Origin of the sequence: Candidatus Protofrankia datiscae, assembly GCF_000177615.2 — a bacterium.
Classification (GTDB): domain Bacteria; phylum Actinomycetota; class Actinomycetes; order Frankiales; family Frankiaceae; genus Protofrankia; species Protofrankia coriariae.
The window spans coordinates 3,875,001-3,901,672 of record NC_015656.1; the positions used below are offsets into that span (position 1 = coordinate 3,875,001).

Genomic DNA, 26,672 nt, shown 5'->3' on the forward strand with positions numbered 1-26,672 from the left:
GAAACGTCGAGGGGATCAGGGGCGCCGGGGACGCCGAGAACGAGGTCGGCGCCGTTGAGGGAACCGTCGACGGCCAGCGCCCGGGCGAGCCGTCCCGGGCCCCGGGCCAGTTCCGCCCGGCGCAGGTGCGCACGGCCGCGCACGGCATCCGCCGCCCCCTCGACCACCTCACCCGCGCGCAGCAGAACAGCGGCCGCCGCGCCGGCCGGCCCGCACACGATGTTCACGCACCAGTGCATCCCGTACACGAAGTAGACGTACAGGTGCCCGGGTGGCCCGAACATCACCGCGCACCGCGGGGTCGGGCCGCGGAACGCGTGCGAGGCGGGATCGTCCCGGCCGCCGTAGGCCTCGACCTCGGTCAGCCGGACGACGACCCCGCCTCGGCACAGCCGGGCACCCAGCAGGTCGCGGGCGACATCCAGCGGCGGCCGCGCGTAGAACCGCCGGTCCGCGACGCTCAGATGCTCCCCGCCCACTCGCGGTCCCGGTGCAGGCGTTCGATGACCGCGGCCAACTGCTCGCGCACCCGGGCCGGCGCCGTCCCGCCCGGAGCCGAGCGGGCCTCCAACGCTCCCTGGACGGACAGCACCGAGCGCACGCCCGGGGTCAGCCGGGGGTTGATGGCCGCCAGCTGCTCGGCGCCGACGTCCTCGAGGCCGACGTCGTGCGCCACGCACCAGGCCACGAGCTGCCCGACCGCCTCGTGTGCCTCCCGGAAGGGCACCCCGCCGCGGACGAGGTGTTCGGCCACGTCCGTGGCCAGCGCGAACCCGTCCGGAGCGGCCTCGGCGAGGCGCTGGCGGCGCACCCGCATCGTGGCCACCGTCCCGGCGGTAGCCGGCAGCACCAGCAGGAGGGTGTCGACCGCGTCGAACACCGGCTCCTTGTCCTCCTGCAGGTCACGGTCGTAGGCCAGCGGAAGCCCCTTGAGCGTGGTGAGCAGCCCGGTGAGCGCCCCGATCAGGCGGCCGGACTTGCCCCGGGCGAGCTCGGCGACGTCCGGGTTCTTCTTCTGCGGCATGAGCGAGCTGCCGGTGGCGAAGGCGTCGTCCAGCTCGACCCAGCCGAACTCGCGGCTGGTCCACAGGACGATCTCCTCGCCGAGCCGGGACAGGTGCACGCCGATCAGCGCGGCCGCGAACAGGAACTCCGCGGCGAAGTCACGGTCGGAGACGGCGTCGATGGAGTTCTCGAACGCCGAGTCGAAACCCAGCTCGACGGCGACGCCGTGCGGATCCAGCGGCAGCGAGGAACCGGCCAGCGCCCCCGCCCCGAGGCTGGACACGGCGGCCCGGCGGTCCCAGTCCCGCAGCCGGTCGACGTCCCGGGCGAACGCGTGGACGTGCGCCAGCAGCTGGTGGGCGAACGAGATCGGCTGGGCGTGCTGGAGGTGGGTCATCCCGGGGGCGGGGGTGTCCACGTGCGCCGCCGCCTGGTCGACGATGGCCTGCTGGAGCTCGATCAGGCGGGCGGCCACCTGGCGGACGTGATCCCGCAGGTACATCCGCAGGTCGGTGGCGACCTGGTCGTTGCGGCTGCGCCCGGCCCGCAGCTTGCCCCCCAGCGCGCCGAGGCGTTCGAGCAGCCCCCGCTCCAGCGCGGTGTGCACGTCCTCGTCGTCCACGGTGGGGCGGAAGCTCCCGGTACGCACCGCCTCCGACAGGTCGTCGAGCGCGGCCAGGACGGCGGCGAGCTCGCCGTCGTCGAGCAGGCCGGCGCGGTGCAGCACCCGGGCGTGGGCGCCGGAGGCCCGCAGGTCGTAGGGGGCCAGCCGCCAGTCGAACTGGACGCTGACCGACAGCCGGGCCAGCGCCTGCGCCGGGCCGCCGGCGAAACGCCCACCCCACAACCTCGTAGGTGACGCCGACGAGGCGGGCTCCGCCGGCTCGGACGCGGCCGGCTCGGAGGCCGTCGGTGGCTGGGATGCCGACACGCTCACCGCGCCAGCCGCTGTTCCCGGGCGGCCCACACCTTGCTCGGCAGACCCCACAGGTCGATGAAGCCGCGGGCGTCGCGCTGGTCGAACTGGTCGCCGGCGTCGTAGGTCGCCAGCGCGTGGTCGTACAGGCTCGCCTCGCTGCGCCGTCCCACCACCTGGGCGACCCCGCCGGCGAGCCGGATCCGCACGTCGCCGCTGACCCGGACGCTGGCGTCATCGACGAACGCGTCCAGCGCGGCCCGCAACGGCGAGTACCACAGGCCGTCGTAGACCAGCTCGGCCCAGCGCTGGTCCACCCCGCGCTTGAACCGGGCGAGGTCACGCTCGAGGGTGAGGTCCTCCAGGTCACGGTGGGCGGTCAGCAGGGTGATCGCCGCCGGGCACTCGTATATCTCCCGGCTCTTGATCCCCACCAGCCGGTCCTCGATCAGGTCGATCCGCCCGACGCCCTGCGCGCCCGCGCGGGTGTTCAGCTCCGCGACCAGCTCCGGCAGCGGCAGGGCGCGGCCGTCGAGGGAGACCGGGAGGCCGTCGACGAAACCGATCGTCACCTCGTCCGGGTCCCGCGCGAGCGTCGGGTCGGCGGTGTAGACGAAGACGTCCTCCGGCGGCTGCGCCCACGGATCCTCGAGCACGCCGCACTCGGCGGTGCGTCCCCACAGGTTCTGGTCGATGGAGTAGGGGGAACGTGCCGTCACGTCGATGGGCAGGCCGCGTTCGTCGGCGAAGGCGATCGCCTTGTCCCGGGTCATCCCCGAGTCGCGTACCGGCGCCAGCACCTTCAGCTCCGGTGCCAGCGCCATCACGCCGACCTCGAAACGCACCTGGTCGTTGCCCTTGCCGGTACAGCCGTGGGCGATGGCCCCGGCGCCGAAGGTGCGCGCCGCCTCCACCAGGTGACGGACGATCACCGGCCGCGACAGTGACGAGATCAGCGGATAGCGGTCCATGTACAGGGCGTTCGCCCGGATGGCGGGGGCGACGAACGCGCGGGCGAACTCCTCCCGCGCGTCGACCACGACCGACTCCACCGCCCCGCAGGTCAGGGCACGCTGCCGGATCACCTCGAGATCCTCACCACCCTGACCGACGTCGACGGCCAGAGCCACGACCTCCGCACCGGTCTCCGCGCCGATCCACCCGATGGCCACGGACGTGTCCAGACCACCCGAATATGCCAGTACCACGCGGTCAGTCACCGCTGATCAACCTTTCCTCTCTGCGTTTCCGCGTTCCCGGGCTGTGGCCCGGGATGTGCCCCTGGGCTGTCGTGCCGTTGTGCCCGTCAGGCTTTGGTGTGCCTGTCAGGCGTTGTGCCCGGCCCCGGCAACGGCTGTCGCCAGGGCCCGTGTTTTCCGGGCCCGTACCTTTTTCCGGGCCCGTACCTGGAGCATCGGTGGGTGGTCCCCGTCCTGTTCTGGCCGGGAAAGCGCTTCGGTCGAGAAAATGGGTACGGAAACGGCTACCGCGACGACCGTCCGTCCCTCACCTTCATGCTTCGACGAAGCTCGATCACGGGTCATTGATCGATTGTGGAACGCATCCAAGCCGTCTGACCGACGCTCCCGCCGGTCAGGCGGCTGAAGAGTGGCTGGCCGTCGTGGCTGAACCTGTCGGGCCAACCGGTCGGCTAGCCGCCTGGGGCGGAGCCGGGGTCGACCAGGCCGACGAAGGAGTCGCGGGCGCGGCCCTCGGCTAGGCCGAGCAGCCGGGCGGCCAGCTCGGGCCCGGTGGGACCGTCACCGGCGGGGGGCGGGCTGCCGGCGGCCACCCGGGCCGACCGGCACACCACCAGCACCGTGTCGTCCCCGGCGATGGTGCCCATGACCTCCGGCAGCGACGCGCGGTCCAGGGCCGAGGCGAACAGCTGCGCGGCGCCCGGCGGGGTCCGCAGGACCAGCAGGTCACCGTTGGCCTCGGCCGAGACCAGCAGTTCCTCGCAGAGCCGGCCCAGCGGCAGCCGCACCGACTCGGCCGGCGCCAGGTTGACGTCGACGGCGTAGACGAGCCCGCCCTGTGGGCTGCGCACCTTGGTCGCGCCGAGATCCTCCAGGTCGCGTGACAGCGTCGCCTGCGTGACCTGGACGCCTTCGGCCGCCAGCAGCCGGGCCAGCTCCGTCTGCGAGCGCACCGGCTGCCGGGCGATCAGGGCCGCGAGCCTGACCTGGCGGGCGTGCTTGGTCAGCGGCGCGGCCGCGTGCCGCACCGTCGCGGGCGGCTGCGCGGCCACGGCGCTCTCGTGCCCCTGCGGCCCGGCCACCTGCGCGGCCGTGGCGGCTTTGGCCACCTGGGTGGTTGCGGTGGCTCTGCCCGCCCGAGTGGTCGCGGTGGCTCCGGCCGCCTGCGTGGTGGTCGCGGTGGCGTGACCCTGGCGGCCCGTCATGGCGTGGCCTGCCCGGTCAGCGCGGCGGGGAGCGGGTGCGCCGCCGCGTGACCCGGCCGGCCGGCGGCCCGGTCACGCTCGTCCAGCAGGGACGGATCCAGCAGGAACGACAGGAGCGCCTTCTGCGCGTGCAGCCGGTTCTCGGCCTGGTCGAAGACGACCGAGCGAGGGCCGTCGATCACGGAACCGGCGATCTCCAGATCGCGGTGTGCCGGCAGGCAGTGCATGACGATCACGTCGTCGTCGGCCGCCTCGACCGCCTTCTCGTCCAGCTGGTACCGCTGGAAGACCAGCGACCGGCTCTCGTCCTGGTCGTCCTGGCCCATCGACGCCCAGACATCGGTGTAGAGCACGTCCGCGCCGGCGGCGGCCAGCAGCGGGTCGTGGGTCACCACGATCTCCCCACCGGTGGTGGTGGCGATCTCGTTGGCCTGCCGGACCACCTGCTCGAACGGCTCGTACCCGGGCGGGGAGGCGACCCGCACCCGCATCCCGGCCAGCGCGCCGGCAAGGACCAGCGAGTGCGCGACGTTGTTCCCGTCCCCGAGATAGGCCAGGGTCAGCCCGGCCAGGGCGCCTTTCTTCTCCCGGATCGTCTGCAGGTCGGCGAGCGCCTGACACGGGTGGGCGTGGTCGGACAGCGCGTTGACCACCGGCACCGACGCGGCCGCGGCCAGCCGTTCCAACCGCTCCTGCGCGAACGTCCGTATGACGACCATGTCGACGTACCGGCTGAAGACGGCGGCCGTGTCCTCGATGGACTCGCCCCGGCCGAGCTGGGTGGTCGCCGCGTCCACCATCACCGGATGCCCGCCGAGCTCGGCCACGGCGACGTCGAAGGACAGCCTGGTCCGGGTGGAGGGCTTCTCGAACAGCAGCACCACCGACCGGCCGGCGAGCGGCCCGGGCCCGCCGCTGCCCGTACGGTCGCCCGTGCGGCGGGCCGCCTTCAGCCGGTCCGCCGCGTCCAGGATGGCGGCCTGTTCGGCCGAGGTCAGGTCGGTGTCGAGGAGGAAGTGCCGGATCGTCATGAGACGGCGTCCAGGGTGGACATGGTGGGGAGCGCCGGCGGGCGCGGGGCCATATCCCCGGCATGCCGCTTCGCGACACGCCGGGTCCCCACACGCGGGACGCTGTCGGAGTGCACCGTCATGCGCTGACCTTAGAACGTCCGGTGGTGGGCCGTGCCGACCCGGCTGCCGCGCCGCCACCGGTGCCGTCGGTGCCGGCCGCGCCGTCGGTCCTGTCGGCGCTGGCGGCGGTCACGGCCTGGTCGGCGATGGCCGGCAGCGCGGTGACGAACTCGTCGGCGTCCGCGGCCGAGAGCACCAGCGGTGGGGCCAGCCGAACCGCGTCCGCGCTCACCGCGTTGACCAGGAAGCCCGCCTGACGGGCCGCGGTCTCGAAGGCGGCGGCGAACGGCGCGTCGAGCTCGATCGCCAGCCACAGCCCACGGCCGCGGACCCCGGTCACGCCCGCGGCGCCTGCGCCGCGGATCCCGTCGGTGAGCAGGCCCCCCACCCGCACCGCGCTGTCGATCAGACCGTCCCGTTCGATGGTGTCCAGCACGGCGAGCGCGGCCGCGCAGATGACCGGCCCCCCGCCGAAGGTGCTGCCGTGCTCACCGGGACGCAGCAGCTTCCCCGCCGGGCCGAAGCCGACGCAGGCCCCGATCGGCAGACCGCCCCCGAGCCCCTTGGCGAGGGTGACAACGTCCGGGACGACGCCCTCGACCTGGTGCAGGAACCAGGCGCCGGCCCGGCCGATACCGCTCTGCACCTCGTCCAGGACGAGCAGCGCGCCGGCGCGGTCGCAGATCCCGCGGGCCGCCTTCAGATAGCCCGCCGGCGGGGCGACCACGCCGCCCTCGCCCAGCGTCGGTTCCAGGAACACCGCGGCGGTGCGCTCGCCGACCGCGTCCGCCAGCGCCGCGGCGTCACCGTAGGGGACGAAACGCGCGCCGGGCAGCAGCGGCTCGAACGGCGCCCGTTTGGACGGCTGACCAGTGATCGACAGAGCGCCCAGGGTCCGCCCGTGGAACGAGCCCTCGGCCGCGACGATCTCCTCGCGGCCCGTCCGCCGGGAAATCTTGATGGCGGCCTCGTTGGCCTCCGCGCCGGAGTTGCAGAAGAACACCCGGCCGTCGGCGCCGCCGAGCAGCCCCAGCAGACGTTCGGCCAGGACGATCTGCGGCTCGTTCACGTACAGGTTGGACACGTGGCCCAGGCGGCCGATCTGGTCGCGGACGGCCTCCTGTACCGCCGGGTGGCAGTGCCCGAGGACGCTCACGGCCACCCCGGCGATCAGGTCCAGGTACGCACGCCCGTCGGCGTCCCACACCCTGGTCCCCGCCCCGCGCTCGAGCGCGATCGGCGGACGGCCGTAGGCCGTCATGATCACAGCGTCCCGGCGGTTGAGCAGGTCGTCGTTCACAGGGCTCCTCCCGTGGCGGGGTCTGCTCCTACAGCAGAGGTTGACGTGCTCGGTCCCGTGACGGGACCGTCCGGAACACCGTTGGGCACGGCGAGCCGGCCCGGGACGGATCCCGCCAGGACGGTGCCGGCCGCGGCAGCGCCGTCCACGGCAGTGGTGGCCGTGGCGGTGGCGCCCGCGGCGGGGCGGGCGGGCTGCGCGGGAGCGGCCGCCGCCGGGGCGGCGTCCGGTGTGATCAGGGTGCCGATGCCGTCGTCGGTGAAGACCTCCAGCAGGACGGCGTGCGCCACCCGGCCGTCGAGGACGTGCGCCTGCGGGACACCGCCGTGCACCGCCCGCAGACACGCCTCCATCTTCGGGATCATGCCGCTGGCCAGTGTGGGCAGCAGGCCTGCCAGCTCACCGGCGGTCAGCTCGCTGATCACCTCGTCGCTGTGCGGCCAGTCCGCGTACAGTCCCTCGACGTCGGTGAGGATGACCAGCTTCGCCGCGCCGAGCGCGGCGGCGAGCGCCGCGGCGGCGGTGTCGGCGTTGACGTTGTACACCCCGCCGTCGATCCCGCGGGCCACCGTGGCGACCACCGGGACCTTGCCGGAGTCGAGCAGGGCGGTCACCGTCTCGGGGGCGACCTCGACGACATCGCCGACCAGGCCGATGTCGACCTCCTCGCCGTCCACGATCGCCGGGCGCCGCCGGGCGGTGAACAGGTTGGCGTCCTCACCGGAGAGGCCGACGGCGAACGGGCCGTGGTTGTTGACCAGCCCGACGACGTCCCGGTTGACCTGGCCGACCAGCACCATCCGAACGATCTCCATCGTCTCCGGGGTGGTCACCCGCAGCCCGCCGGCGAACACCGACTCGACCCCCAGCCGGTTGAGATGCGCGGTGATCTGCGGCCCGCCGCCGTGGACGACGACCACCCGCAGGCCCGCGTAGCGCAGAAAGACCACGTCGGCAGCGAACGCCTCGCGCAGCGCCGGGTCCTTCATCGCGTGCCCGCCATACTTGATCACGATGGTGGCGCCGTGGAAGCGCGACAGCCAGGGCAGTGCCTCGATGAGCACCTGGGTCTTGGCCAGGGCGGCATGGCCCCGCACGAGCGTCGCCGGCCGGCCTGGGGCGGGTGCGGCGCTCACGTCGAGTACGCCGAGTTCTCGTAGACGTAACCGTCGGTGAGGTCGTTCGTCCAGACCGTCAGTTCGCTGCCGCCGGCGCGCAGGTCGATGCGGATGGCGACCTCCCGGCCGGTCAGGTCGACGAGCTCACGCGGCTCCCCCGGTGCGCCGTCGCGACACACCCACACCCCGTTGATCGCGACGTCGACGGCGTCGGGCTCGAACGCGGCACGGGTGGTCCCCACCGCCGCGAGCACCCGGCCCCAGTTCGGGTCGTTGCCGTAGAGCGCGCACTTGAGCAGGTTGCACCGGGCCACCGCCCGGCCGACCTCGAGGGCGTCGTCCTCGCCGGCCGCGCCGGTGACGGTGACCGCGATCGTCTTGGTCGAGCCCTCGGCGTCGGCGACCAGCTGCCCGGCCAGGTCGGCGCAGGTGTCGGCCACCAGCCCGCCGAGCGTCCCGGCGTCGACACGCACCCCGGACGCGCCGCTGGCCAGCAGCAGCACGGTGTCGTTGGTGGACATGCAGCCGTCGGAGTCCACCCGCTCGAAGGTGGTGCGGCAGGCGTCCCGCAGCAGCTGGTCGGCGGTCGGCGGGTCGACGACCGCGTCCGTGGTCACCACCACCAGCATCGTGGCGAGCGCAGGCGCGAGCATGGCGGCACCCTTGGCCATCCCGCCGACCGTGACTCCCGCCGCCGCGCGCACCGCCTGCTTGCTGACGGTGTCGGTGGTGCGGATCGCCTCGGCGGCGGCGGCGCCACCGGTCGCCGACACCTCGGTGACCGCCTTGGCCACGCCGGGCAGCAGCAGGTCCATGGGCAGGCGTATCCCGATCAGCCCGGTCGAGCAGATGGCGATCTCACCAGCCCCCAGCCCGAGCAGGGCCGCGGCGTGCTCGGCGGTGTGGTGCGTGTCGGCGAAGCCGGCCGGGCCCGTGCAGGCGTTGGCGCCGCCGGAGTTCAGCACGACCGCACGCAGCCGGCCGTCGGCGAGCACCTGCCGGGACCATCGCACCGGCGCGGCCTGCACCCGGTTACGGGTGAACACACCCGCGGCCGTGTCGAGCGGGCCGTCGTTGACGACGAGGGCGACATCCGGACGCCCGGAGGGCTTGAGCCCGGCCGCCACTCCCGCGGCCCGGAAACCGGCCGGCGCCGTGACGCTCATGATTCGATCCTCACGGTCACGCCTCCTGCCCGCGGATGACTGGATGACTGTGGTGCGCCGCCGGTGGCGGGTTGGGTCACGGGGCCACTCCCTGCGCGGTCAGGCCGGTGCTCTCCGGCAGGCCGAGCATGAGGTTCGCGCACTGCAACGCCTGCCCGGCGGCGCCCTTGCACAGGTTGTCGATGGCAGCGACAACCACCGCCCGTCCCGCCTGCTCGTCCGCCGTGACCTGCAGGTGGACGGCGTTGCCGCCGAAGGTCGCCGCGGTGTGGGGCCAGCGTCCGGGTGGCAGGACCCGCACGAACGGCTCGCCCGCATAGGCCGTGAGCAGCGCGCCGCGCAGCGCGTCCGTGGTCACCGCCGGTTCGAGACGGGCGGTGCAGGTGGCGAGGATGCCGCGCGGCATGGGCGCCAGGACCGTGGTGAACGACATCGACACAGGCGTGTCGACCAGCCCGCCAAGGGCTTGCAGGATCTCCGGGCGGTGCTGGTGGTTGCCGACCTTGTAGGCGGTCAGGTCGTTCATGACCTCGCTGCCGAGCAGATTCACCTTGGGCGACCGGCCGGCGCCCGAGGTGCCGCTGGCCGCCACGACAACGATGTCCTCGGTCTCGACCAGCCCCGCGGCCAGCAGCGGGGCGAGGGCGAGGGTGACCGCGGTCGGATAGCAGCCGGGGGCCGCCACCCGGCTGCTGACCCGGATCGCATCCCGCGCCGCGGGCAGCTCCGGCATCCCGTACGTCCACGTGCCCGCGTGCTCGCCACCATAGGCCCGGCGCCAGGCGTCGGCGTCGGCGAGCCGGTGGTCGGCGCCCAGGTCGACGACGCGGACGCTGTCCGGCAGCGTTGCCGCGACGCCGGCGGACGCGCCGTGCGGGAACGCGAGAAAGACGATGTCGGCGTCGGCCTCGGTGAGAGCCGACGTGTCGACGAAGGCCCGGCCCGCGAGGTCGGGCAGGTGCGGGTGGACCTCGACGACGTCCCGCCCGGCCGACGACCCCGCCGCCAGCGGGCCGACCTCGATCTCCGGATGCCCGAGCAGCAGACGCAGCAGCTCCCCACCCGCGTACCCACTTGCCCCGGCCACCGCCGCTGTCATCCCCATGGATGAAAACTTATACACACATCATCATGGTCATGCAAGCAGTCCAGCGACCGAGCCGGGAGCCGGTCCGGGTTCGGGTCCGGCTCCCCACGGGGGCCACCGAGATATGACAGAAAGAGGCAACGCCCAGCTGGACGCCGCCACCGGGCCGGTCGGGTGCGGGTTGGCGCTATGGACCGGTGGACCTTGAGCGCGACTGGGCGCTGGAGGGTGTCGCGCGTCTCATCCCTACCCGTGGCCGCGGCTACACTGAGCGCACCATGATGGGGACATACAGGACGCGGTGGACCCGCCCCACCACATCATGATCATCGATCGGGAGCAGGTCGTCGCGGCGCTGCCCGGCTACACGGTGGGCGCCCAGCTGGGCCGGGGCGCGTTCGGTCTGGTGCTGGCCGGGCAGCACCGGCGAATGGGCCGCCCGGTCGCGATCAAAGTGATGGCCGTCGACGGCGCCGAGGGTGTGACCGTGACCGGGTTCGCCGCCGAGGCGCGCACCCTGGCCGGGCTCGACCATCCCCACATCGTGCGGATCTACGACTACGACGAGGTCGACGGGCTGTGCCTGGTCGTGTTGGAACTCCTGCCCGGCGGCACGTTGACCCGCCGCCGCGGCGACCTCAGCCCCCCGCAGGGCTGCGCGGTGGGCCTGGCCGTGGCCACCGCCTTGCACCACGCCCACTCCCGCGGGGTGCTGCACCGTGACATCAAGGCCGACAACATCTTGTTCGCCGCCGACAGCACGGTGAAAGTCGGCGATTTCGGGATCGCGAAACTGTTCGAGGGCGTCACCGCCACCGCCAGCGGTATCGCCGGCACCCCGCTGTACATGGCCCCCGAACAGATCGATACAGGACGTCTGAGTCCCGCCACCGACCTGTACTCCCTCGGGGTCGTCCTCTACCAGCTGCTGGCCGGCCGCCTTTCAACCCGAACCAGCCCGTGCAGGCCCTCTGGCGTCAGCACCGGACCGACCCGCCCCCGCTCCTCGACGGCGTCCCCGACCCGATCGCCCAGGTCGTGCTGCGCGCCCTGGCGAAACAGCCCGCCGACCGCCACCCCGACGCCCACACCTTCGCGTCCGACCTCGCCCGCGCCGCCACCAGCGCCTACGGCCCCGACTGGACCACCCACACCGGCCTGCCCCTGCACCTGCCCGACGACATCCGCCGTATCACCTCCCTCGCACCCGACACACCCACCCGGCCCACTGTCCAGGCACCCCCACCACGGCCACGGCCACGGCCGGCCGGGAACACCGGCCCCGTCCCCTGGTGGCGGCGCCGGCGGCGCCGGCGGCTCCTGGCTGCCACCGGCACCGCGGTCCTCGCCCTCGCCGCCGCCCTCACCATCCTGATCACCACCACGACCGGCGGCTCCCCGCCCGCCTTTGTCGCAGCAGGCCCACCGCTGACCGGCCACACCGACGCCGTGGGGCCGGTGGCGTTCGCCCCCGACGGGCACACCCTCGCCACCGGCAGCGCCGACAGCACGGTGCGGCTGTGGGATGTGACGGACCCGCGGCAGGCCCGCCCGCTCGGCTCACCCCTCACCGGCCACACCGGCGCCGTGGAGTCGGTGGCGTTCGCCCCCGACGGGCACACCCTCGCCACCGCCAGCTACGACAAGACGGTGCGGCTGTGGAAAGCCCGCGTAAGCGGCTCCTAGACGTAGGAGGGCTCTCCTGCCTCCCGGGACGGCGTCCCGGCGACAACGGAGCCGGGACCGATGAGGTAGCCGCCGGTGCGGCGACCAGGACCGCGGACGTCGAGACCCGGCCCGAGGGCGGTCCTCCCGCCGGACACGCTCGCTGCCGTGCAGCCGTCCGGCGCGCGGAAGTACAGGTGCAGACCCCCGCTGGGGTCCGCACCGTCAGGGTTGCGGGCCAGTCCTTCCCCAGGCCGACGGCGAGCGCGGCGAGCGTTGCCGGGCCGTCGACGTCCAGGTCCAGGTCCAGGTCCAGGTCCAGGTCCAGGTCCAGGCCGACGATGCCGGAGGCTCGGCAGCCGACGCCGATGTTGTCGCCGTCGTGCCAGCAGCTCCCGCACGCGTCCGGGGCTGGTCAGGCATCGCGCATGCCAGGCGCCGCCGACGGGCCGGCGGCCGCCGGGCGGGAGCAGGAACACCGCCAGCCCGCGCCGGGCGAGGTCGACGGCCGCGGCCGTGGTCGATAACGGGGCCTACCAGCGTGGTACCCCTCCACGGCGTCGGGAGCCGGACACTCCTGGCCCCGGCCGCGCCGGACGGTCGACGCTGTCAGAAACCACCGGAGTAAACGGATGGCACCGGCAACAAACCGTCCGGGCCCGGCCGCCGGGCCTGCACACGAGATCGGGACGCCGAGAACCGGAAGGGAACGCGGCATGACACACGACATGACGCCGGCGACCATCGCATCCGCCACGCTCGCCGGCGCCCTCACCGCCGGCCCCCCGGCCGGCGGGCACGCGATGGCACGACAGGCACACGTTATGGCACGGCACGTTATGGCACGGCAGGCGGCAGCGGCGCGGCAGGTGCCGGCCGGGCGCATGGTCCAAGTGCCAGCCGAACCGGTGATCGCCAGTGGTCCGTCGCGGCGGACGGGGCCGCGGTGACGTTCTTCGGCGCGTACCTGACGCTCCTGCTGATCTTATTGATCATCATAATCGGCGCCCGGGTCGTCCTGTCGCGCTCCCCTGACGTACCACCCGTGGACCCGCGCAGCATCCCCCTCGACGATCTCGGTTTCCTCGCCGGCGGGCCGAGACGGGCGGTGGAGGCAGCGGTCATCGCCCTGCACGACGAGGGCCGTATCGCCCCGGGAACCCGGCGGTCCTCACTCGTCGCGATCGGCCCCCCGCCGGCAGGAGGACACGCCATCACCCATGCGGTGCACAGCGCCATCGCCGCGGCAGGCGAGATCCGGCTCAGCCAGGTCAAACGGATCGTTGCGGGCAGCCCGGTCGCGCATGCCACCCGCGCCGGATTACAGGCGGCGCACCTCGTGCCGCCCGCGGAACAGATCCGCAGGCTCCGGCACCTGCGCCGGGCGTTCCTGATCATGGCGGCCGCGGGTCTGCTCGGTTTCCCGTTCGCTGTCGTGGCCGGCGACGTCGGCGCCTTCTTCTACCTGCCGGCCGCGTTCATGATGTCCATGGTCGCCATCGTGGCGACGATTATCCCGACGACCACGCGGGCCGGGCGCCGGCTCCTGCGGGACGCCCGTGTGCTCGCGCGGAGTCTGGGCCTGGGCGGGATTCCCGGTCAGCGCGGTGTGGCCGTGGCGCTGTTCAGCCCGATCGTGCTGTGGCGGACCGATCCCGTGCTCGCCCGACAACTCGGCTTCTCCTTCCGCTCCAACTCGAACGGTTCCTCGTCGGGTGGTGGCTCCTCCTGCGGGGGCGGGTCCTCCTGCGGGAGCGGGTCATCCTGCGGCGGCGGGTCCTCCTGCGGCGGCGGCGGTGGCTGTGGTGGTGGCGGTGGCTGTGGTGGTGGCGGATGACCACATCCGGACCGGGCGCCGGTACACCACTGTCCGGACTGGGGATCGGCTGGCGGCCGGAGCTCGCCGCCTTCATCGCCGACCGGACGGACCTGCGTTTCGTCGAGGTCATAGCCGAGACCCTGCACACCCACGGTCCCCTGCCGGTCGGTCTCGACGAACTGGTCGAACGCGGCGTGACGGTGGTGCCGCACGGTGTCGGCCTCGGGCTCGGCGGCGCCGAACCGCTCCAGCCGGCGCGGGTGGCGCACCTGGCCGCCGTCGCCGAGCGGCTGCAGGCGCCGCTGGTGAGCGAGCATGTCGCGTTCGTGCGGGCCGGCGGCCTCGAAGCCGGTCACCTGTTGCCGGTCCCACGCACCCGCGAGGCCCTGGACGTGCTGGTCGCGAACGTGCGGACGCTGTCCGCCGAGCTCGCGGTACCGCTCGCCCTGGAACATCCGGCCGCCCTGCTGCACTGGCCCGAAGCGGACTTCGACGAGGCCGACTTCCTCACCGAACTGGCTGAGCGCACCGGCGCGCTGCTCCTGCTGGACCTCGCCAACCTGCACGCCGACCGGGTCAACCACGGGGTCGACCCGCACCGCTTTCTCGAGGCGTTGCCGTGGGAGCGCATCGCCTACATCCATGTGGCGGGTGGAGTGGTACGCGACGGGCTCTACCACGACACCCACACCCATCCCGTCACCGGTGAGGTCCTCGATCTGGTGCGCGAGGTGGCCGAGCGCTGTCCGGACCGGAGCCCGTATCCACCGGACCGGCACCCGGACACGGATCCGGCAGGTCAACGGCACCCCAGCCATCCCGGTTGTTCCGATTGTTCCGACCGTCCCGGTCGCGCTGCCGCGGGCTCCGGCGGGACGCCGGCGATCATGCTTGAGCGCGACGGCCGCTACCCGTCCGTCCAGGAGCTCACCGACGAGTTGGACGCCATCGCCGCCGCCGGACACATCCCGTGATCGACCCCGCCCCGCGCACCGGACTGCGGCAGGCGCAGGATGATCTCGTGCGCGCGCTGGTCACCGGCGGGCCTGTCCCCGCCGGCTTCGACCCCGGGCGAGTCGGGGCAACCCGGACCGCGCTGCTGCGCAAACGCGCGGACGCGGTCGCGCGGGCATGGCCGGCGCTGTCCTGCCTGCCCGACTTCCACGCCAGGTTCACCGCGTTCGCGGACGGTCGCCCACCCGCCGGGGCGCACGCCGACGGGGTGGCCTTCGCCCGCGCGGTTCATGGTGATCTCGACCGCGAGGCGCGGGCCGAACAACTGGTGGCGGTACTCGCGCGGCGGCGGCTGGCGATCGCCGCGGACCGGCGCGGCGGCGGGCGTCCGCTCGTCGCGGTACGGGCGCCGTTCGTGGGCACTCACGTCCTCGGCCTCGGCCGCGAGGACGACTGACGACTGACGACGTGAGGACAGGACAGGACGGGCCAGGACGGGTCAGGTGCGCAGAACAGCGCCGGTCAGCCGCGCAGCCTCGGCGATCGCCGCGTCCCGTGCCGCGTTGGCCTCCTGGGCGGTCAGCGTCCGGTCCACCGCCCGCAGCCGCAGGCCGAACGCGAGTGACCGCTTTCCCTCCCCTATCTGGGATCCCTCGTAGACGTCGAAGAGGGTCAGAGCCTCCAGCAGGTCACCGGCACCGCGGCGCAACCCCTCGGTGACACGCGCCACCGGCACGCAGGCCTCGACCACCAACGCGATGTCACGGTCGGCCGGCGGGTAGGTGGACACCGCCGGGGCGGTGACCGGCGGGCGCGCCAACGCGATCTCGAGCACCGTGTCGAGGTCGAGTTCCATGGCGCAGGTTCGGGCCGGCAGCCCATACGCCGCGATCACGCGCGGATGCAGTTCCCCGGCGTACCCGACCACCTGGCCGTCCGCTGACAGGCGCGCGCACCGGCCCGGATGCCACGGTGTCAGCGCGTCCGCCGTCACCGTCAGGTCCACACCGGTGGCCGCCGCGACGGTGTGCGCCGCGTCGACGGCGTCCTGCCAGGTCGCCGGCTGCCCAGGCCCCCACCAGCCGGCCGGCTCGCGGCGGCCGGTCAGGACGACGGCCACCAGCCTGGGCTGCTCGGGCAGGACGGCGTTGAGCGCGGCGATCTCGGCGTCGCCGGGCCGGTGGTCGACCGCCGGAGTCGGCGGTGTGACCACCGGTGTGGTGGCCGTGGCTCGAAAGACCAGCCCGGTCTCGAACAGAGCCAGGTCGACCTGCCCACGGCCGATGTTGCGGACGGCCGCGGCGAACAGCCCCGGCAGCAGGGTGGTACGCAGGTTGGCGGCGTCCTCGGCGATCGGGTTGGCGATCCGGACCACCGCCGCCCGCGCGTCGTCGCTGGTGAGTCCGAGCCGGTCCGGGGTGTCGTCCCCGACGAACGGGATGGTCAGGACCTCCACGTAGCCCTGGTGGGCGAGGGCGGTGCCGACCGCCCGGCGGATCCGCTGGCCCTGGGTGAGGCCGCGGCCCGCGGGCAGCCGTGGGAGGGTCACCGGGATCGTGTCGTACCCCTCCAGGCGCATGACCTCCTCGACCAGATCGGCAGGCCGGGTCAGGTCGGGACGCCAGGACGGCGGGACGACCAGCAGCGCGCCGTCACCGACGCTGTCGGCCCCGGCGAGGTCAACGGCGGCTCCGGGGAGAGCGACGGCGTCGGTGCCGGCGTCGGCGACCGTGCAGCCGACCTCGACCAGCCGTCGGCGGACGACCTCCGCCGGATAGGGACGCCCGCCCAGCCGGGCCGTCTCGCCCAACGGGAAGGTGATGGGCCGCGGCGCCGGACGGTGATCGATGTCGGTCACCCCGGCTTCGGCGGTGGCGCCGGCGAGTTCGGTGAGCAGGCGCAGGGCGGCACGGGCCGCCGCTGGCGCGAGCGCGGGGTCGACGCCGCGCTCGAACCGGCGGGATGCCTCGGAACCGAGCTGGTGGCGCCGGGCCGTGCGGGCCACCGCGACCGGGTCGAAGTGGGCGGCCTCAATGAGGATCTCGGTGGTGTCGGTGGAGATCTCGGTGGAGGCGCCACCCATGACCCCGGCGAGCGCCACCGGCCCGGAGTCGTCGGCGATGACGAGGTCCTCCGGGTCGAGTTCGCGTTTGACGCCGTCGAGGGTGACCAGCCGCTCCCCCTCGCGGGCGCGGCGCACCACGATCGGGCCGGACAGTTTCGCCCGGTCGAAGGCGTGCAGCGGCTGCCCCAGCCCCAGCATGATCAGGTTCGTGACGTCGACCGGTACCGAGATGGGCCGCATACCCGACAGGGCGAGCCGCCGGGCCAGCCGCAGCGGCGTGGCCGCGTCCGGCCGGACCCCGGTGACGACCCGGGCGACATACCGGCCGCAGGCGGCGGTGTCCTCCACCACGACCGGGTACCCCGCCGCACCCTGTCCAGCTCCGACCTGTCCAGCTCCGGCCTGTTCGGACGCGGCCTGTTCGGACGCGGCACCGGCGGGGTCGTCGAAGGGCAACCCGAACGCGGTCGCCGCCTCCCGGGCGATCCCGCGGATGGACAGGCCGTAGCCGCGGTCCGGAGTGACGGCGATGTCCAGCACATCGTCGGCGAGTTCCAGCAGCCCGGCGACGTCGGTCCCCACCGGGGTGTCCGGCGGCAGGACGAGGATGCCGCTGTGGTCGTCGCCGATGCCCAGCTCGCTGGCCGAGCAGATCATCCCCTCGCTGAGATGCCCGTAGGTCTTACGGGCGGTGATGGTGAAACCACCGGGCAGTACCGCGCCGGGCAGGGCCACGGCCACCCGGTCACCGACGGCGAAGTTGAACGCCCCGCAGATCACCTCGCGGGTGCCGGTCTCGGCCACCCGGACCCGCACCCAGCGCACGTTCTTCTTCTTGGCCTGGACGAGCTCGATCGAGAGCACCTCGCCGACGACTACGCCGGCGAGGTCGTGCCCGACCGGCTCGACGGCCTCCACCTCGAAACCGGCCCGGATGAGCGCGTCGGCGACCGCCTTCGCCGGCGGCAGGGCCGGGACGACCTCCCGCAGCCACGACATCACGATCTTCATGATCAGTTCCCCGTCCCGAACGAGAGGCCGAAGCGGACGTCCCCGTCGACGAAGTCCCGGATCTCATGGACGTCGTGGCGGATCATCGCGGCGCGTTCCAGGCCCATCCCGAACGCGAAGCCGCTGTAGCGGGCCGGGTCGACCCCGCAGGCGACCAGCACGTTCGAGTCGACCATCCCGCAGCCCCCGACCTCGATCCAGCCCTCGTCGGAGCACACCCGGCACGGCTGCCGGGCCGGCTCGCCCCGGCAGGCGAAGCAGGCGACGTCGAGCTCGGCCGACGGCTCGGTGAACGGGAAGTAGGACGGCCGCAGCCGGGTGGCCAGCCCCGAGCCGAACAGCGCCTGCGCGAAGGCCTCCAGCGTCCCGCGCAGGTCGGCCATGGTGATGCCCTCGTCCACCGCCAGGCCCTCGAGCTGGCCGAACACCGGCGAGTGCGTGGCGTCGATCGCGTCGTTACGGTATGTCCGCCCCGGGCAGACCACATACACCGGCAGCGGACGGGACAGCAGGGTGCGGATCTGCACCGGCGAGGTGTGTGTGCGCAGCAGCAGCCCGCTGCCCACCGGGTCGACGTAGAGGGTGTCGTGCGAGCTGCGGGCCGGATGGTCCGGGCCGAGGTTCAGCGCCTCGAAGTTGAACCAGTCGTGCTCGACCTCCGGCCCCTCGGCCACCTCGTAGCCCATCGCCACGAACACGTCCACCAGATGGTCGGACAGGGTGGACAGCGGATGGCGGGCCCCGCGCGGCCGGCGGGTGCCGGGCAGGGTGACGTCGACGCGCTCCTCGACGAGCACGCGGGCGTCCCGCTCGGCGGTCAGCTCGGCCAGCCGGGCCTCGTAGGCCGCGCGGACGGCGGCGGTGGCGGTGTTGTGCCGACGGCCGGCCTCGACCCGTTCGGACTGGGGCAGGGCGCCGAGCGCGCGGCGGGCGAGCGCCAGGGGGGCGCCCCGGCCGTCGAGGTGCAGGGTCCGCAGCGCGGCGAGCTCGTCGAGGTCGCCCGCGGTGGCGATCGCGGCGGACGCCTGGACACGCACCTCCTCGAGCCGGTCGGGGTCGAGCGCGCCGGGATCCACCGGCGCCGGGTCGCCACGCTGCGAGCTGGGACGCTGCGAGCCGGGGCGGCCCGGCTCCGTGCGCTTCGAGGCGGCACCCTCCAAGGCGGCACCCTCCAAGGCGGCACCGTCCGAGGCCGCGCCGCTCGAGGCGGCACGAGTCGAGCCGGGACGGTCCGCGCCCGGACGATCCGGGCCGGTGTGCTCCGGAGCGGTGCGTCTGGAGTTGGAGTCGCCTCCGGCGCTCGCTGCCGAGGGGTCGGGCACGTCCGACCGGTGTGGGTCGGCGCTCTGTGTGGACGGGGGCACGCTGGTCATCCTCGTTGATGGTGTTGCTCGTCGATGGCGGTTGTCCGCCGGCGGTGTGTTCTGCGTCTGTGTCACGGGTGTCTGTGTCACGGGTGTTGTGTCCGGGTCCGGGGCTGTCGGTGGTGCTGGTTGGGACCCGCACCGGTTCCCCGCCACGGTATGGGAAGTCCGCCCGCCGCGGGCAGGCCGCCAGGCCGGTCCGGGCCGCTCGTCAGGCCGGTGCTCCTTGGCCGGTGTGGATGCCGCTCGGCCGAAGCGAGTAGAGCCTGCCCGAGGAAGGATGATCTCTGGCCCGGTGGGCTTGGCACGACCGACCGGGCCCGGGTCGGGGCGCCCGCCGGGTGGTCACCGCTTCTCGCGTCCGGGTCGGACGACCGTCCGGGTCGGACCGGCCCCGCCGCCGGGGCGTCCCCGCCACCGGGCCGGCGGGCCGGCGGGCCGGGACGGTCAGGCGAAGACCGGTGCCCCGGCGGGCACCACGAATCGGAACTCCGCGCCGCCACCGGGCGCCCGGCCGACCGTGATGCTCCCGCCATGGGCCTCGATGAGCGCCCGGGCGATGTAGAGCCCGAGACCGGTGCCGTTCCCGCGGGTGGCCCCGCGCCAGAACTTCGTGAAGACCCGGGACGCGCTCGCCTCGGGTACGCCGTCGCCCTCGTCGGCCACGGTGACCTCGGCTCCGCTCGGGGTGCCGCGCATGACGATGGTGACGGTGCCGGCGCCGTGCCGCAGGGCGTTGTCCACCAGGTTGTGCAGCACCTGTTCGATCTTGTCGGAGTCGAGCCACATCTCGGGCAGCTCGCCCTCGGCGCGGACCACGAACCGGTCGTGGGTGGCCTCACCCGCCGCGACCTTGCCGTCGACGACCCGGCGCAGGGTCTGCCCGAGGTCCACGATCTGCTTGCGCATCTGGATCCGGCCGGAGTCGATACGCGAGACGTCGAGCACCTCCGCGAGCAGCCGGGTCACCCGGTCCGCATCGGTGTTGACGGTGTTGAGCATCAGCTTCTTCTGTTCTTCGGTGAAACGGTCCCACTTCGCCAGCAGGGTGGCGGTGAAGCCCTTGACGCTCGTCAGCGGCGAGCGCAGCTCGTGGGCGACGGTCGAGACCAGGTCGGCGCGGTTGCGCTCCATACGCTCCCGGCTGGCGGTGTCCCGCAGGGACAACGAGACGTGCGCCAGCTGCCCGTCCACCCGGACATAACGAACGGTGACGTTGAGGTCGCGCTCGTCACCCTGGCGGGCCAGGGTGAGGCGGCGTTCGGGCTGACCGGTCACCCTCGGCAGGCCGCGGGTGACCCGCGAGCACTCCCACCAGTCGTTGCCCCGCTCGTCCAGCAACGGCAGGACTTCGGTGAGGTGCTGGCCCGGGGTCGTGGCGGCGGACACACCGGTAATCCTGGCGGCGGCCGCGTTGAACACCTCGATCCGGCCCTCGCGGTCCACGATCACGATCCCGTCCGGGAGATCGTCCCAGTTCATCGGCAGCACGGGTGGCGGCTGGGCGGTGGCGGCCTCGCGGCGGGCCACCCCGTCCGCCCGCGGACCGGGGGCGGGCAGCGCATCCCCGTCGACCTCTGGCCTGCGGGCCTGGTCGGGAGCCGACGTGACCGTGTGCGTCACAGCCGTTCACCTCCCCCGACGCCTGCCGCGCCGGATCCGAGCCTCGCCTGTGCGCGCGCTGACGCGTACAGGCAGATCGCCGTGGCCACCGCAAGATTCAGCGACTCGGCCTGACCGTACACCGGTACCCGAAGTACCGCGTCCGCGGACACTACGGTAGCGCGCGGCAAACCTCGTGCCTCGTTACCGAACAGCCATCCGGTGGGTGTGTCCAACTCCCCCGCGTCCTGCGCGGTGTCGATGTCCCGCGGTGCGGAGGGAGTAGTCGCCACGATACGACAACCGTGCTCCCGGATCTGTCGTACGGCGTCAGCCACGCCGATGTCGGTGACGACCGGCAGGTGGAAGATGCTGCCCGCGGACGCGCGGACCGCCTTCCCGCCGAACGGGTCCACCGACGCCCCGGCGAAAACCACCGCGTCCGCGCCGGCGGCGTCCGCCGACCGCACGATCGTCCCCGCGTTGCCCGGATCCTGGGTGTCGACGCAGATCGCCACGAGGCGGGGCGTGTCAAGGTCCGCGATGCGGTGGCGTGGCTGCTCGGCCAGGGCGACCACCCCCTGCGGGGTCACGGTCTCCGACAGGGACGCCACCGCCTCGTCCGAGACGACCCGCACCGGTATGCCCGCCGTGCCGACGAGTTCCCCGTACCGGCCGGCCGCGGACGAGCCGACGAAGATCTCCCGCAGCGCCCCGGCCGCGAGCCCGGCGGCGACGGCCTGCGGCCCTTCGACCAGGAACTCCCCCCGGACACGCCGGACCGCCGGACGGCGCAGGCGCCGCGCGGCGAGCACCCGCGCCGAGCGCGGGCCAACGGGCGGGTCCGAAGCCACCGAGGGACGCGGGACCGAGGTGCGCGGGACAGCGCCGTCCGGCAACCCCCTCAGGCTGCCTGGGGCTGCTGCGGGGTCGCCGGCAGGGCGGCTCGCGCCACTTCGACCAGCGCGGTGAACGCCGCCGGGTCCGTCACCGCGAGATCGGAGAGGATCTTGCGGTCCACCTCCACGCCGGCCAGGCGCAGTCCCTGGACGAACCGGTTGTAGGTCAGCCCGTTCTGCCGGGCCGCGGCGTTGATCCGAGTGATCCACAACTGGCGGAAATCGCCCTTGCGGGCCCGCCGGTCGCGGTAGGAGTAGGTCATCGAGTGCAGGACCTGCTCCTTGGCCTTGCGGTACAACCGGGAGCGCTGGCCCCGGTACCCGCTGGCCTGCTCCAGAACCGTCCGGCGCTTCTTCTGGGCGTTGACCGCCCGCTTGACCCTTGCCATGAGCTGGAGAACTCTCTTTCGGTCGTGGCTGTCAACACCGCGTCGCACGGCGCTGTGCCTGCACAACACCGGTCGCGCGACACCGGTCACACAACGCTGCGCGACATGGCGCTGTGCGACATGGCGCTGGTCATACGGCGCCGCGTCGCACAGTGCCAGGTCGCGCAACACCGCGTCGCACGGCACCGGGTGGCGTGGCTCCCAGTTGGTGGGAGCTGCCGGCCAGCGGGCCGGAGACAGCATGAGCGTATTCTTCGCGCCGCCGGAGGCCCGCGCCTCCCCCGAGGGGATCAGGGGCCGCCGAGGGCCGGCTAGGTCAGCGTGCCAGTAGCTTCTTGATGCGTCCCTCGTCCGCCGGGCTGAGCCTCACCTCGTTGTCCAGCCGCCTGGTGCGCCGGCTGGACTTGTGCTCCAGCAGATGGTTGCGGTTCGCCCGGCGGCGCATCACCTTGCCGGAACCGGTGATCCGGAACCGCTTGGCCGCGCCGGTGTGGGTCTTCGTCTTGGGCATCTGGGCAATCCTGTAATCGAGCAGTGATTGATCTTTAACTGATCTGTGGCTGAGCGCGCTGAACGGTCGGGTCGTCGGCTGTCGGTCGTCGGTGGTCGCCGGTCAGACCCGGGCGGCCGGTTCTGGCGCACGCTGGGGCCGGGAGCCCTTGTGCGGAGCCATCACCATGGTCATGTTCCGGCCATCCTGCTTGGGCTGGGCCTCGACATAGCCGAGATCCGCGACGTCCGTGGACAACCGCTGCAGCAGCCGGATGCCCAGTTCGGGCCGGGACTGCTCACGGCCACGGAACATGATCGTTATTTTGACCTTGTCCCCGGCCCGCAGGAACCGCACCACGTGGCCCTTCTTGGTCTCGTAGTCGTGCGGATCGATCTTCGGTCGGAGTTTCATCTCCTTGATGACCGTCTGGACCTGGTTCTTACGAGCCTCGCGACGCTTCTGGTCGGACTCGTACTTGAACTTCCCGTAGTCCATGAGCTTGCAGACCGGCGGCCGGGCCGTCGGCGCAACCTCGACGAGATCAAGATCGGCCTCCTGGGCGAGCCGCATCGCCTCGGCGATGGCGACAATGCCGATCTGTTCGCCTTCAGGGCCGACGAGGCGCACCTCGGGCACCCTGATCCGGTCGTTGATGCGGGACTCTGCGCTGATGTGGTTCCCTCCGTGACTCGACGCGCGGACACGACCTGCCGCTGCGGAGCCCTGTGCCCGGTTGACCCGGACACCCGACCGACACGCCGTCATACAACGGCTCGGCCGACCGGCGACCCGGCCGTTGCACTGGCAACAGCATCCTGCGCCAGAACGACATCGGGTGGGAGGCAAGCCTCCGCTTGGCCTTGTTACGGGACCGAGCCGTTAGGGGGCAGAGTCCGGGTAACAAGCGGTCGACCGACAGCGTAGCAGAACAAGCCAGATACGACGATCACTTGACCATGGGACGTCAGCCCCCAGCGGTCAGGCCGATCGTCACGCGGGTGTGAACCTCGCCACATGTACGCGGACCCACCGACGCCGGCCGGGCGCCGCTCGCCGGTGCGCTCTCACGCGGCCTGACACAGCCCTTACGCGGCCGCGAGCTGGCGCAGCAGGTCGCCGTCGATGGTGGCCATGACCGGGCCTGCGATGTCGAGCACGATGGCGCGATGGCCCGCCCGCACCGCCTCCGCGCCGAGCAGACGCCCCGGGACGGGCACCGGCCGGGCCGCCCGCCGCCACCGGGCCAGGGCCTCGACGCTGCTGAAGGCCGGGATCGCGGTCGCGCCGGACGGCACCCGCAACGTCACCAGGACCATCTCGGAGGTCTTCTCCGCCCCGGTGTCGCCGTCGGTCTCCACCAGGCGCGCCTCGATCGCGACGAAGACCCGCGCACCGGCCAGCGCGGCGGCCACCGCCGGCTCGTCCCGGCTGACAAGAGCGGCCCGCAACGTCTCGTCGGCATCGCCTCGGTCACCCTGGCCGGAGGGGGTCAGCAGTTCCCGCTCCACCGCTCGACCTTACGCAGTCCCACCCGACGCGATCCCGCCCGCTCCCGACGCATGCGCTCCGGTACTTCTCCGACGCGTCCACGATACAGATTTCGCCGTGCCCGTCCCTCGGCGCCCACGGACGGCGTCCCGCCGCGTCCCGGCGACCCCGGTGGGCGTCGCCGCCGGAGATTCCCCGGCCGCCTTCCAGGTGAAGATCACCCTGTGTCGGGATCGACCGCGGCGGCGAGCTCACCGAAGGCGGCCCGGGTACGGCGCCGCAGGCCGGACCAGACCACCGCCCGCCCGTCGGCCAGCACAGGGTCGAACGGGACGACGACGATGTTGTGGGTGCGCTCCGCCAGCCGCGCGAGACGGCGGCGCGCGCGGCCGGACCACCGCGTCGGAGCGCTCTCCACCACCGCGATCGTCACGGAGTCGGCCAGCTCGCCCCGGCCGCTGCCGGCAAGCGCGTTCAGTGCGTCGTCCACGGCCGACAGCGCCACAACGCTGGCACGCACGGTCAGCACCAGGATGTCGGCCCGGGCCAGCAGCGCCGCCGGCAACGGGCGGCTCCAGCCCGGCGGGCCGTCGACCAGCGCCACCTCGTACCACTCCCCGACGGCCTCGAGCGCACGGCCGACCTCCTCGACCCGGCCGGCCTCCTCGACGAAATGCCCGCCGACGCCCGCGCCCGACGCTCCCAGCATGACGTCGAGACCCGCTGACGCCGGACCCGCCGGCCCTGTCGGGCCCGGCGAGCTTGCCGGGCCCAGCGGGCCTGCCGTAGCCAGCGGACCCGCCGGGCTCGTCTCACCGCTGCCGGGGACGAACCGGCGGATCTCGGGTAACAACGCCGGCAACCCGATCGCCGCGCGGGCGAACTCCCCCTGGCCGGGGGTGTGGCCTGCCCCCCGGCCGGCCACGCCCCCGGCCAGGGGGCCCAGCCGGGCGGCGAGCGTCCCGGGCTGGCCGGGAGACACGTCCACCGCGATGATCCGGTCACGGCGGGACGCCGCGAGCGCCATCGCGATACCGGCTGTCACCGTCGTCCGTCCGCAACCACCTTCGAGCCCGCCGATGTGCACCCACCGGCACCGGGTCTCGACCGTGTCGAGACCACCATGCCCGGCGGCCAGGCGGCCCGCCACGGTGGCCCGAGACCGTGGCGGGCCCGCGGAGACGGGACCGGCGCCGCCCCGGAACTCCCCCACGTCCGGAGTCCAGCCCGGCCCGTCCGACGCCCGCACCGGTGGGCGGCCGGCGGCGACCGGCGTTTCGAGGCCTCCCAGACCTGTACCCGGTCGGGTCCCGGCTCCGTCGGGCACGGTGACGCCACCCCCGAAGACTTCGGATCCGGCCTGGCCGGCCCCGCTGGCGCCGGCTCCGATGACACCGGCACCAGCGATGCCGGACCCGGTGACAACCGCCCCGGTGCCGCTGGCAGCCCCGCCGCCGCCCTCGGGTACAGCGGCACCGGGTGCAGGGGCTTCGGATACAGCGGCTCCGGCAACGCCGGCGTCCGGGGCGGTCGCCCCGATGACGCTGGATCCGGTGACGCCAGATCCGGTGTGGCCGACTCCGGTACCGCCAGATCCGACGAGACCGTCCTCGGCCCCGCTGGCCCCGCTGGCCCCGACAAAGCCAGCCGCGGCTCCGCCGGCCCCGACAGCGCCCGGTCCGGTGAGGCGGCCTTCAGCGACGCCAGGCTCGGGGGCGCTGGCCCCAGAGATGCCGGATCCGGGGATAACAGGGCCGGAGACGCTCGATCCAGGGGCGCCTGCCCCGAAGATGTCAGATCCGGCTGCGTCGAGTCCAGGGATAGCAGGTCCAGGGGTGCCTGGGCCGGGGGCGGCGGGGCCGGGGACACCGGGGCCGGCGTGGCCCCGCTCGCCGCCGCGTGCGGCCGGCCGGACCTCCCCGCGTGCGGGACGCGACGGCGTCCGTCTGCCGGCGTCGGTTCTCATCCCGACAGGCCGCGCGGGCACACCGTCCCCACGGCCGCCGCCGGGACGCGGGCGGCTGGCCCGGCGGCTGACGGTCGCGTCGCGCTCGCCTTCCAGGTCGGGTATGCGCAGGCCGAGCAGGGAAACCGGCCTGGCGTCGCCGAGATCCGCGGCGGAGAACATCCCGGGCCGGGTGCCCTGGATATCGGCCCGGGTACCAGCGTCCTCGTGGACGTCCCAGGTCCCTACAGAGTCCCCGTACCCGCCCGGCTGGCGTGTGGCGTCCGGCTCGTGGCCGTCCTCGTCATGCCTTCGCGCGGTCGTCACCGCTCACCGCCGCCTCCCCCTCCCGTGGTGGGCCGCACCGGCTACCGGCACCGGCACCAACACCGGCCGGAATCGTCCGCGCGACGCGGCGACCCCAAATCCACTGATCCGGGCCACCACGACCACGGTATGCGCCGGCCGTTACGGATACGAGTCCCCTCGACAAGGGACAGTTACAAACTCGACCCGAACCTCCAGGCCCACCCAATCTCCCCGCTAACGGCAGTAAACAACCCACCCACGGACACCCAATACGCGGGTCGGAATCCGAGGGCCGGGAGTCGGCGGGCCTGCCCGTTCGCACTCGCCCTCACCCGGGGAGGGTGAAACACCCCGACGCTCCGGTTGCGGGTCCCCTGCCGGGAATGAGGTGGGCGCACCAACCGGATCGGACCGGCTTTTAAGGGGTTTTAAGAAGATCGGATCGGCCCAGCGGGCCGAAGGCGGCGCGATCGTGTTTCTTCCGCGCCGCCGGAGCCCCGGCTCTCCGGCGCGCTCGGGGAGACCTGAGGAGAGGAGCAC

Annotated in this window: 22 protein-coding genes and 2 pseudogenes (1 of these 24 only partly in view); 5 read left to right on the forward strand and 19 right to left on the reverse strand. The window is 73.3% G+C overall.

What is annotated here, in order from left to right; translation table 11 throughout:
- From FSYMDG_RS30130 to argC, 9 genes are all read right to left on the reverse strand, one after another.
- Positions 1–479, reverse strand: partial view of a DNA-3-methyladenine glycosylase gene (locus FSYMDG_RS30130; protein ID WP_013874465.1) — the 5' portion only. It extends 460 nt beyond the left edge of the window; only the first 479 of its 939 coding nucleotides appear in the window; its start codon is at positions 477–479; its stop codon lies off the left edge, out of view.
- Positions 461–1,936, reverse strand: a complete 1,476-nt coding sequence (gene argH, locus FSYMDG_RS16160; RefSeq protein WP_050803808.1) for an argininosuccinate lyase — start codon at positions 1,934–1,936, stop codon at positions 461–463. Before argH ends, FSYMDG_RS30130 begins: the two co-directional genes overlap by 19 nt.
- Positions 1,937–1,938: 2 nt before the next feature.
- On the reverse strand, positions 1,939–3,141 hold the full coding sequence (locus FSYMDG_RS16165; RefSeq protein ID WP_013874467.1) for an argininosuccinate synthase: 1,203 nt from the start codon (positions 3,139–3,141) through the stop codon (positions 1,939–1,941).
- Between the two features lie 431 nt (positions 3,142–3,572).
- Positions 3,573–4,172, reverse strand: coding sequence for an arginine repressor (gene argR, locus FSYMDG_RS16170; protein WP_166462339.1), 600 nt, complete (start codon positions 4,170–4,172; stop codon positions 3,573–3,575).
- A gap of 149 nt (positions 4,173–4,321) precedes the next feature.
- On the reverse strand, positions 4,322–5,356 hold the full coding sequence (gene argF, locus FSYMDG_RS16175; protein WP_013874469.1) for an ornithine carbamoyltransferase: 1,035 nt from the start codon (positions 5,354–5,356) through the stop codon (positions 4,322–4,324).
- Positions 5,357–5,474: 118 nt separating this feature from the next.
- A complete protein-coding gene (locus FSYMDG_RS16180) occupies positions 5,475–6,758 on the reverse strand; it encodes an acetylornithine transaminase (protein WP_013874471.1) in 1,284 nt (427 codons plus the stop codon).
- Positions 6,755–7,894, reverse strand: a complete 1,140-nt coding sequence (argB, locus tag FSYMDG_RS16185; protein WP_013874472.1) for an acetylglutamate kinase — start codon at positions 7,892–7,894, stop codon at positions 6,755–6,757. Before argB ends, FSYMDG_RS16180 begins: the two co-directional genes overlap by 4 nt.
- Complete coding sequence (argJ, locus tag FSYMDG_RS16190; RefSeq protein WP_013874473.1) at positions 7,891–9,042, reverse strand: bifunctional glutamate N-acetyltransferase/amino-acid acetyltransferase ArgJ; 1,152 nt, start codon at positions 9,040–9,042, stop codon at positions 7,891–7,893. Before argJ ends, argB begins: the two co-directional genes overlap by 4 nt.
- A gap of 76 nt (positions 9,043–9,118) precedes the next feature.
- Positions 9,119–10,147 (reverse strand): N-acetyl-gamma-glutamyl-phosphate reductase, encoded by a 1,029-nt coding sequence (gene argC / locus FSYMDG_RS16195; protein WP_013874474.1) that lies wholly within the window; start codon positions 10,145–10,147, stop codon positions 9,119–9,121.
- Between the two features lie 304 nt (positions 10,148–10,451).
- On the opposite strand from argC, the pseudogene FSYMDG_RS28670 reads away from it, so the two are divergent.
- Positions 10,452–11,012, forward strand: a pseudogene (locus tag FSYMDG_RS28670) (serine/threonine-protein kinase); the annotation flags it as partial.
- A gap of 77 nt (positions 11,013–11,089) precedes the next feature.
- The gene (locus tag FSYMDG_RS29430; RefSeq protein ID WP_013874476.1) at positions 11,090–11,815 is read left to right on the forward strand and encodes a WD40 repeat-containing protein; all 726 of its coding nucleotides are present in this window, start codon (positions 11,090–11,092) and stop codon (positions 11,813–11,815) included.
- On the opposite strand, the pseudogene FSYMDG_RS30135 reads toward FSYMDG_RS29430, so the two are convergent.
- Positions 11,812–12,291 (reverse strand): annotated as a pseudogene (locus FSYMDG_RS30135) (bifunctional DNA primase/polymerase); the annotation flags it as partial. The gene FSYMDG_RS29430 and the pseudogene FSYMDG_RS30135 overlap by 4 nt on opposite strands.
- Positions 12,292–12,740: 449 nt before the next feature.
- Here FSYMDG_RS30135 and FSYMDG_RS23380 point away from each other — a divergent pair.
- Genes FSYMDG_RS23380 through FSYMDG_RS27235 form a run of 3 tightly spaced genes read left to right on the forward strand, consistent with a single transcriptional unit; the run spans position 12,741 to position 15,024 of the window.
- Entirely contained in the window at positions 12,741–13,631 is an 891-nt protein-coding gene (locus FSYMDG_RS23380; RefSeq protein ID WP_013874478.1) for a TIGR04222 domain-containing membrane protein, read from the forward strand.
- Positions 13,628–14,587, forward strand: a complete 960-nt coding sequence (locus tag FSYMDG_RS16215) for a DUF692 domain-containing protein (protein ID WP_013874479.1) — start codon at positions 13,628–13,630, stop codon at positions 14,585–14,587. The genes FSYMDG_RS23380 and FSYMDG_RS16215 overlap by 4 nt, the downstream gene beginning before the upstream one ends.
- Positions 14,584–15,024, forward strand: coding sequence for a hypothetical protein (locus FSYMDG_RS27235; protein ID WP_013874480.1), 441 nt, complete (start codon positions 14,584–14,586; stop codon positions 15,022–15,024). The genes FSYMDG_RS16215 and FSYMDG_RS27235 overlap by 4 nt, the downstream gene beginning before the upstream one ends.
- Positions 15,025–15,066: 42 nt before the next feature.
- Here FSYMDG_RS27235 and pheT read toward each other — a convergent pair whose 3' ends face one another.
- The 9 genes from pheT to FSYMDG_RS26895 form a co-directional block, all read right to left on the reverse strand.
- Positions 15,067–17,643 carry a phenylalanine--tRNA ligase subunit beta gene (pheT, locus tag FSYMDG_RS16225; RefSeq protein WP_013874481.1) on the reverse strand — a complete coding sequence of 859 codons (2,577 nt, stop codon included), beginning with the start codon at positions 17,641–17,643 and terminating at the stop codon, positions 15,067–15,069.
- A gap of 2 nt (positions 17,644–17,645) precedes the next feature.
- Entirely contained in the window at positions 17,646–18,719 is a 1,074-nt protein-coding gene (gene pheS, locus FSYMDG_RS16230; protein ID WP_043606810.1) for a phenylalanine--tRNA ligase subunit alpha, read from the reverse strand.
- A 735-nt stretch (positions 18,720–19,454) separates the two neighbouring features.
- The gene (locus tag FSYMDG_RS16235; protein WP_013874483.1) at positions 19,455–20,630 is read right to left on the reverse strand and encodes a sensor histidine kinase; all 1,176 of its coding nucleotides are present in this window, start codon (positions 20,628–20,630) and stop codon (positions 19,455–19,457) included.
- On the reverse strand, positions 20,627–21,463 hold the full coding sequence (locus tag FSYMDG_RS16240) for a TrmH family RNA methyltransferase (RefSeq protein ID WP_013874484.1): 837 nt from the start codon (positions 21,461–21,463) through the stop codon (positions 20,627–20,629). Before FSYMDG_RS16240 ends, FSYMDG_RS16235 begins: the two co-directional genes overlap by 4 nt.
- Before the next feature lie 50 nt (positions 21,464–21,513).
- On the reverse strand, positions 21,514–21,897 hold the full coding sequence (rplT, locus tag FSYMDG_RS16245; RefSeq protein WP_043603824.1) for a 50S ribosomal protein L20: 384 nt from the start codon (positions 21,895–21,897) through the stop codon (positions 21,514–21,516).
- A 316-nt stretch (positions 21,898–22,213) separates the two neighbouring features.
- The gene (gene rpmI / locus FSYMDG_RS16250) at positions 22,214–22,408 is read right to left on the reverse strand and encodes a 50S ribosomal protein L35 (RefSeq protein WP_013874486.1); all 195 of its coding nucleotides are present in this window, start codon (positions 22,406–22,408) and stop codon (positions 22,214–22,216) included.
- A gap of 102 nt (positions 22,409–22,510) precedes the next feature.
- Positions 22,511–23,155 (reverse strand): translation initiation factor IF-3, encoded by a 645-nt coding sequence (gene infC, locus FSYMDG_RS16255; protein WP_013874487.1) that lies wholly within the window; start codon positions 23,153–23,155, stop codon positions 22,511–22,513.
- Positions 23,156–23,475: 320 nt separating this feature from the next.
- Positions 23,476–23,898 carry an SseB family protein gene (locus tag FSYMDG_RS16260; protein WP_013874488.1) on the reverse strand — a complete coding sequence of 141 codons (423 nt, stop codon included), beginning with the start codon at positions 23,896–23,898 and terminating at the stop codon, positions 23,476–23,478.
- A gap of 197 nt (positions 23,899–24,095) precedes the next feature.
- Positions 24,096–25,028 carry a ParA family protein gene (locus tag FSYMDG_RS26895; protein WP_165001748.1) on the reverse strand — a complete coding sequence of 311 codons (933 nt, stop codon included), beginning with the start codon at positions 25,026–25,028 and terminating at the stop codon, positions 24,096–24,098.
- Positions 25,029–26,672 lie beyond the last annotated feature (1,644 nt).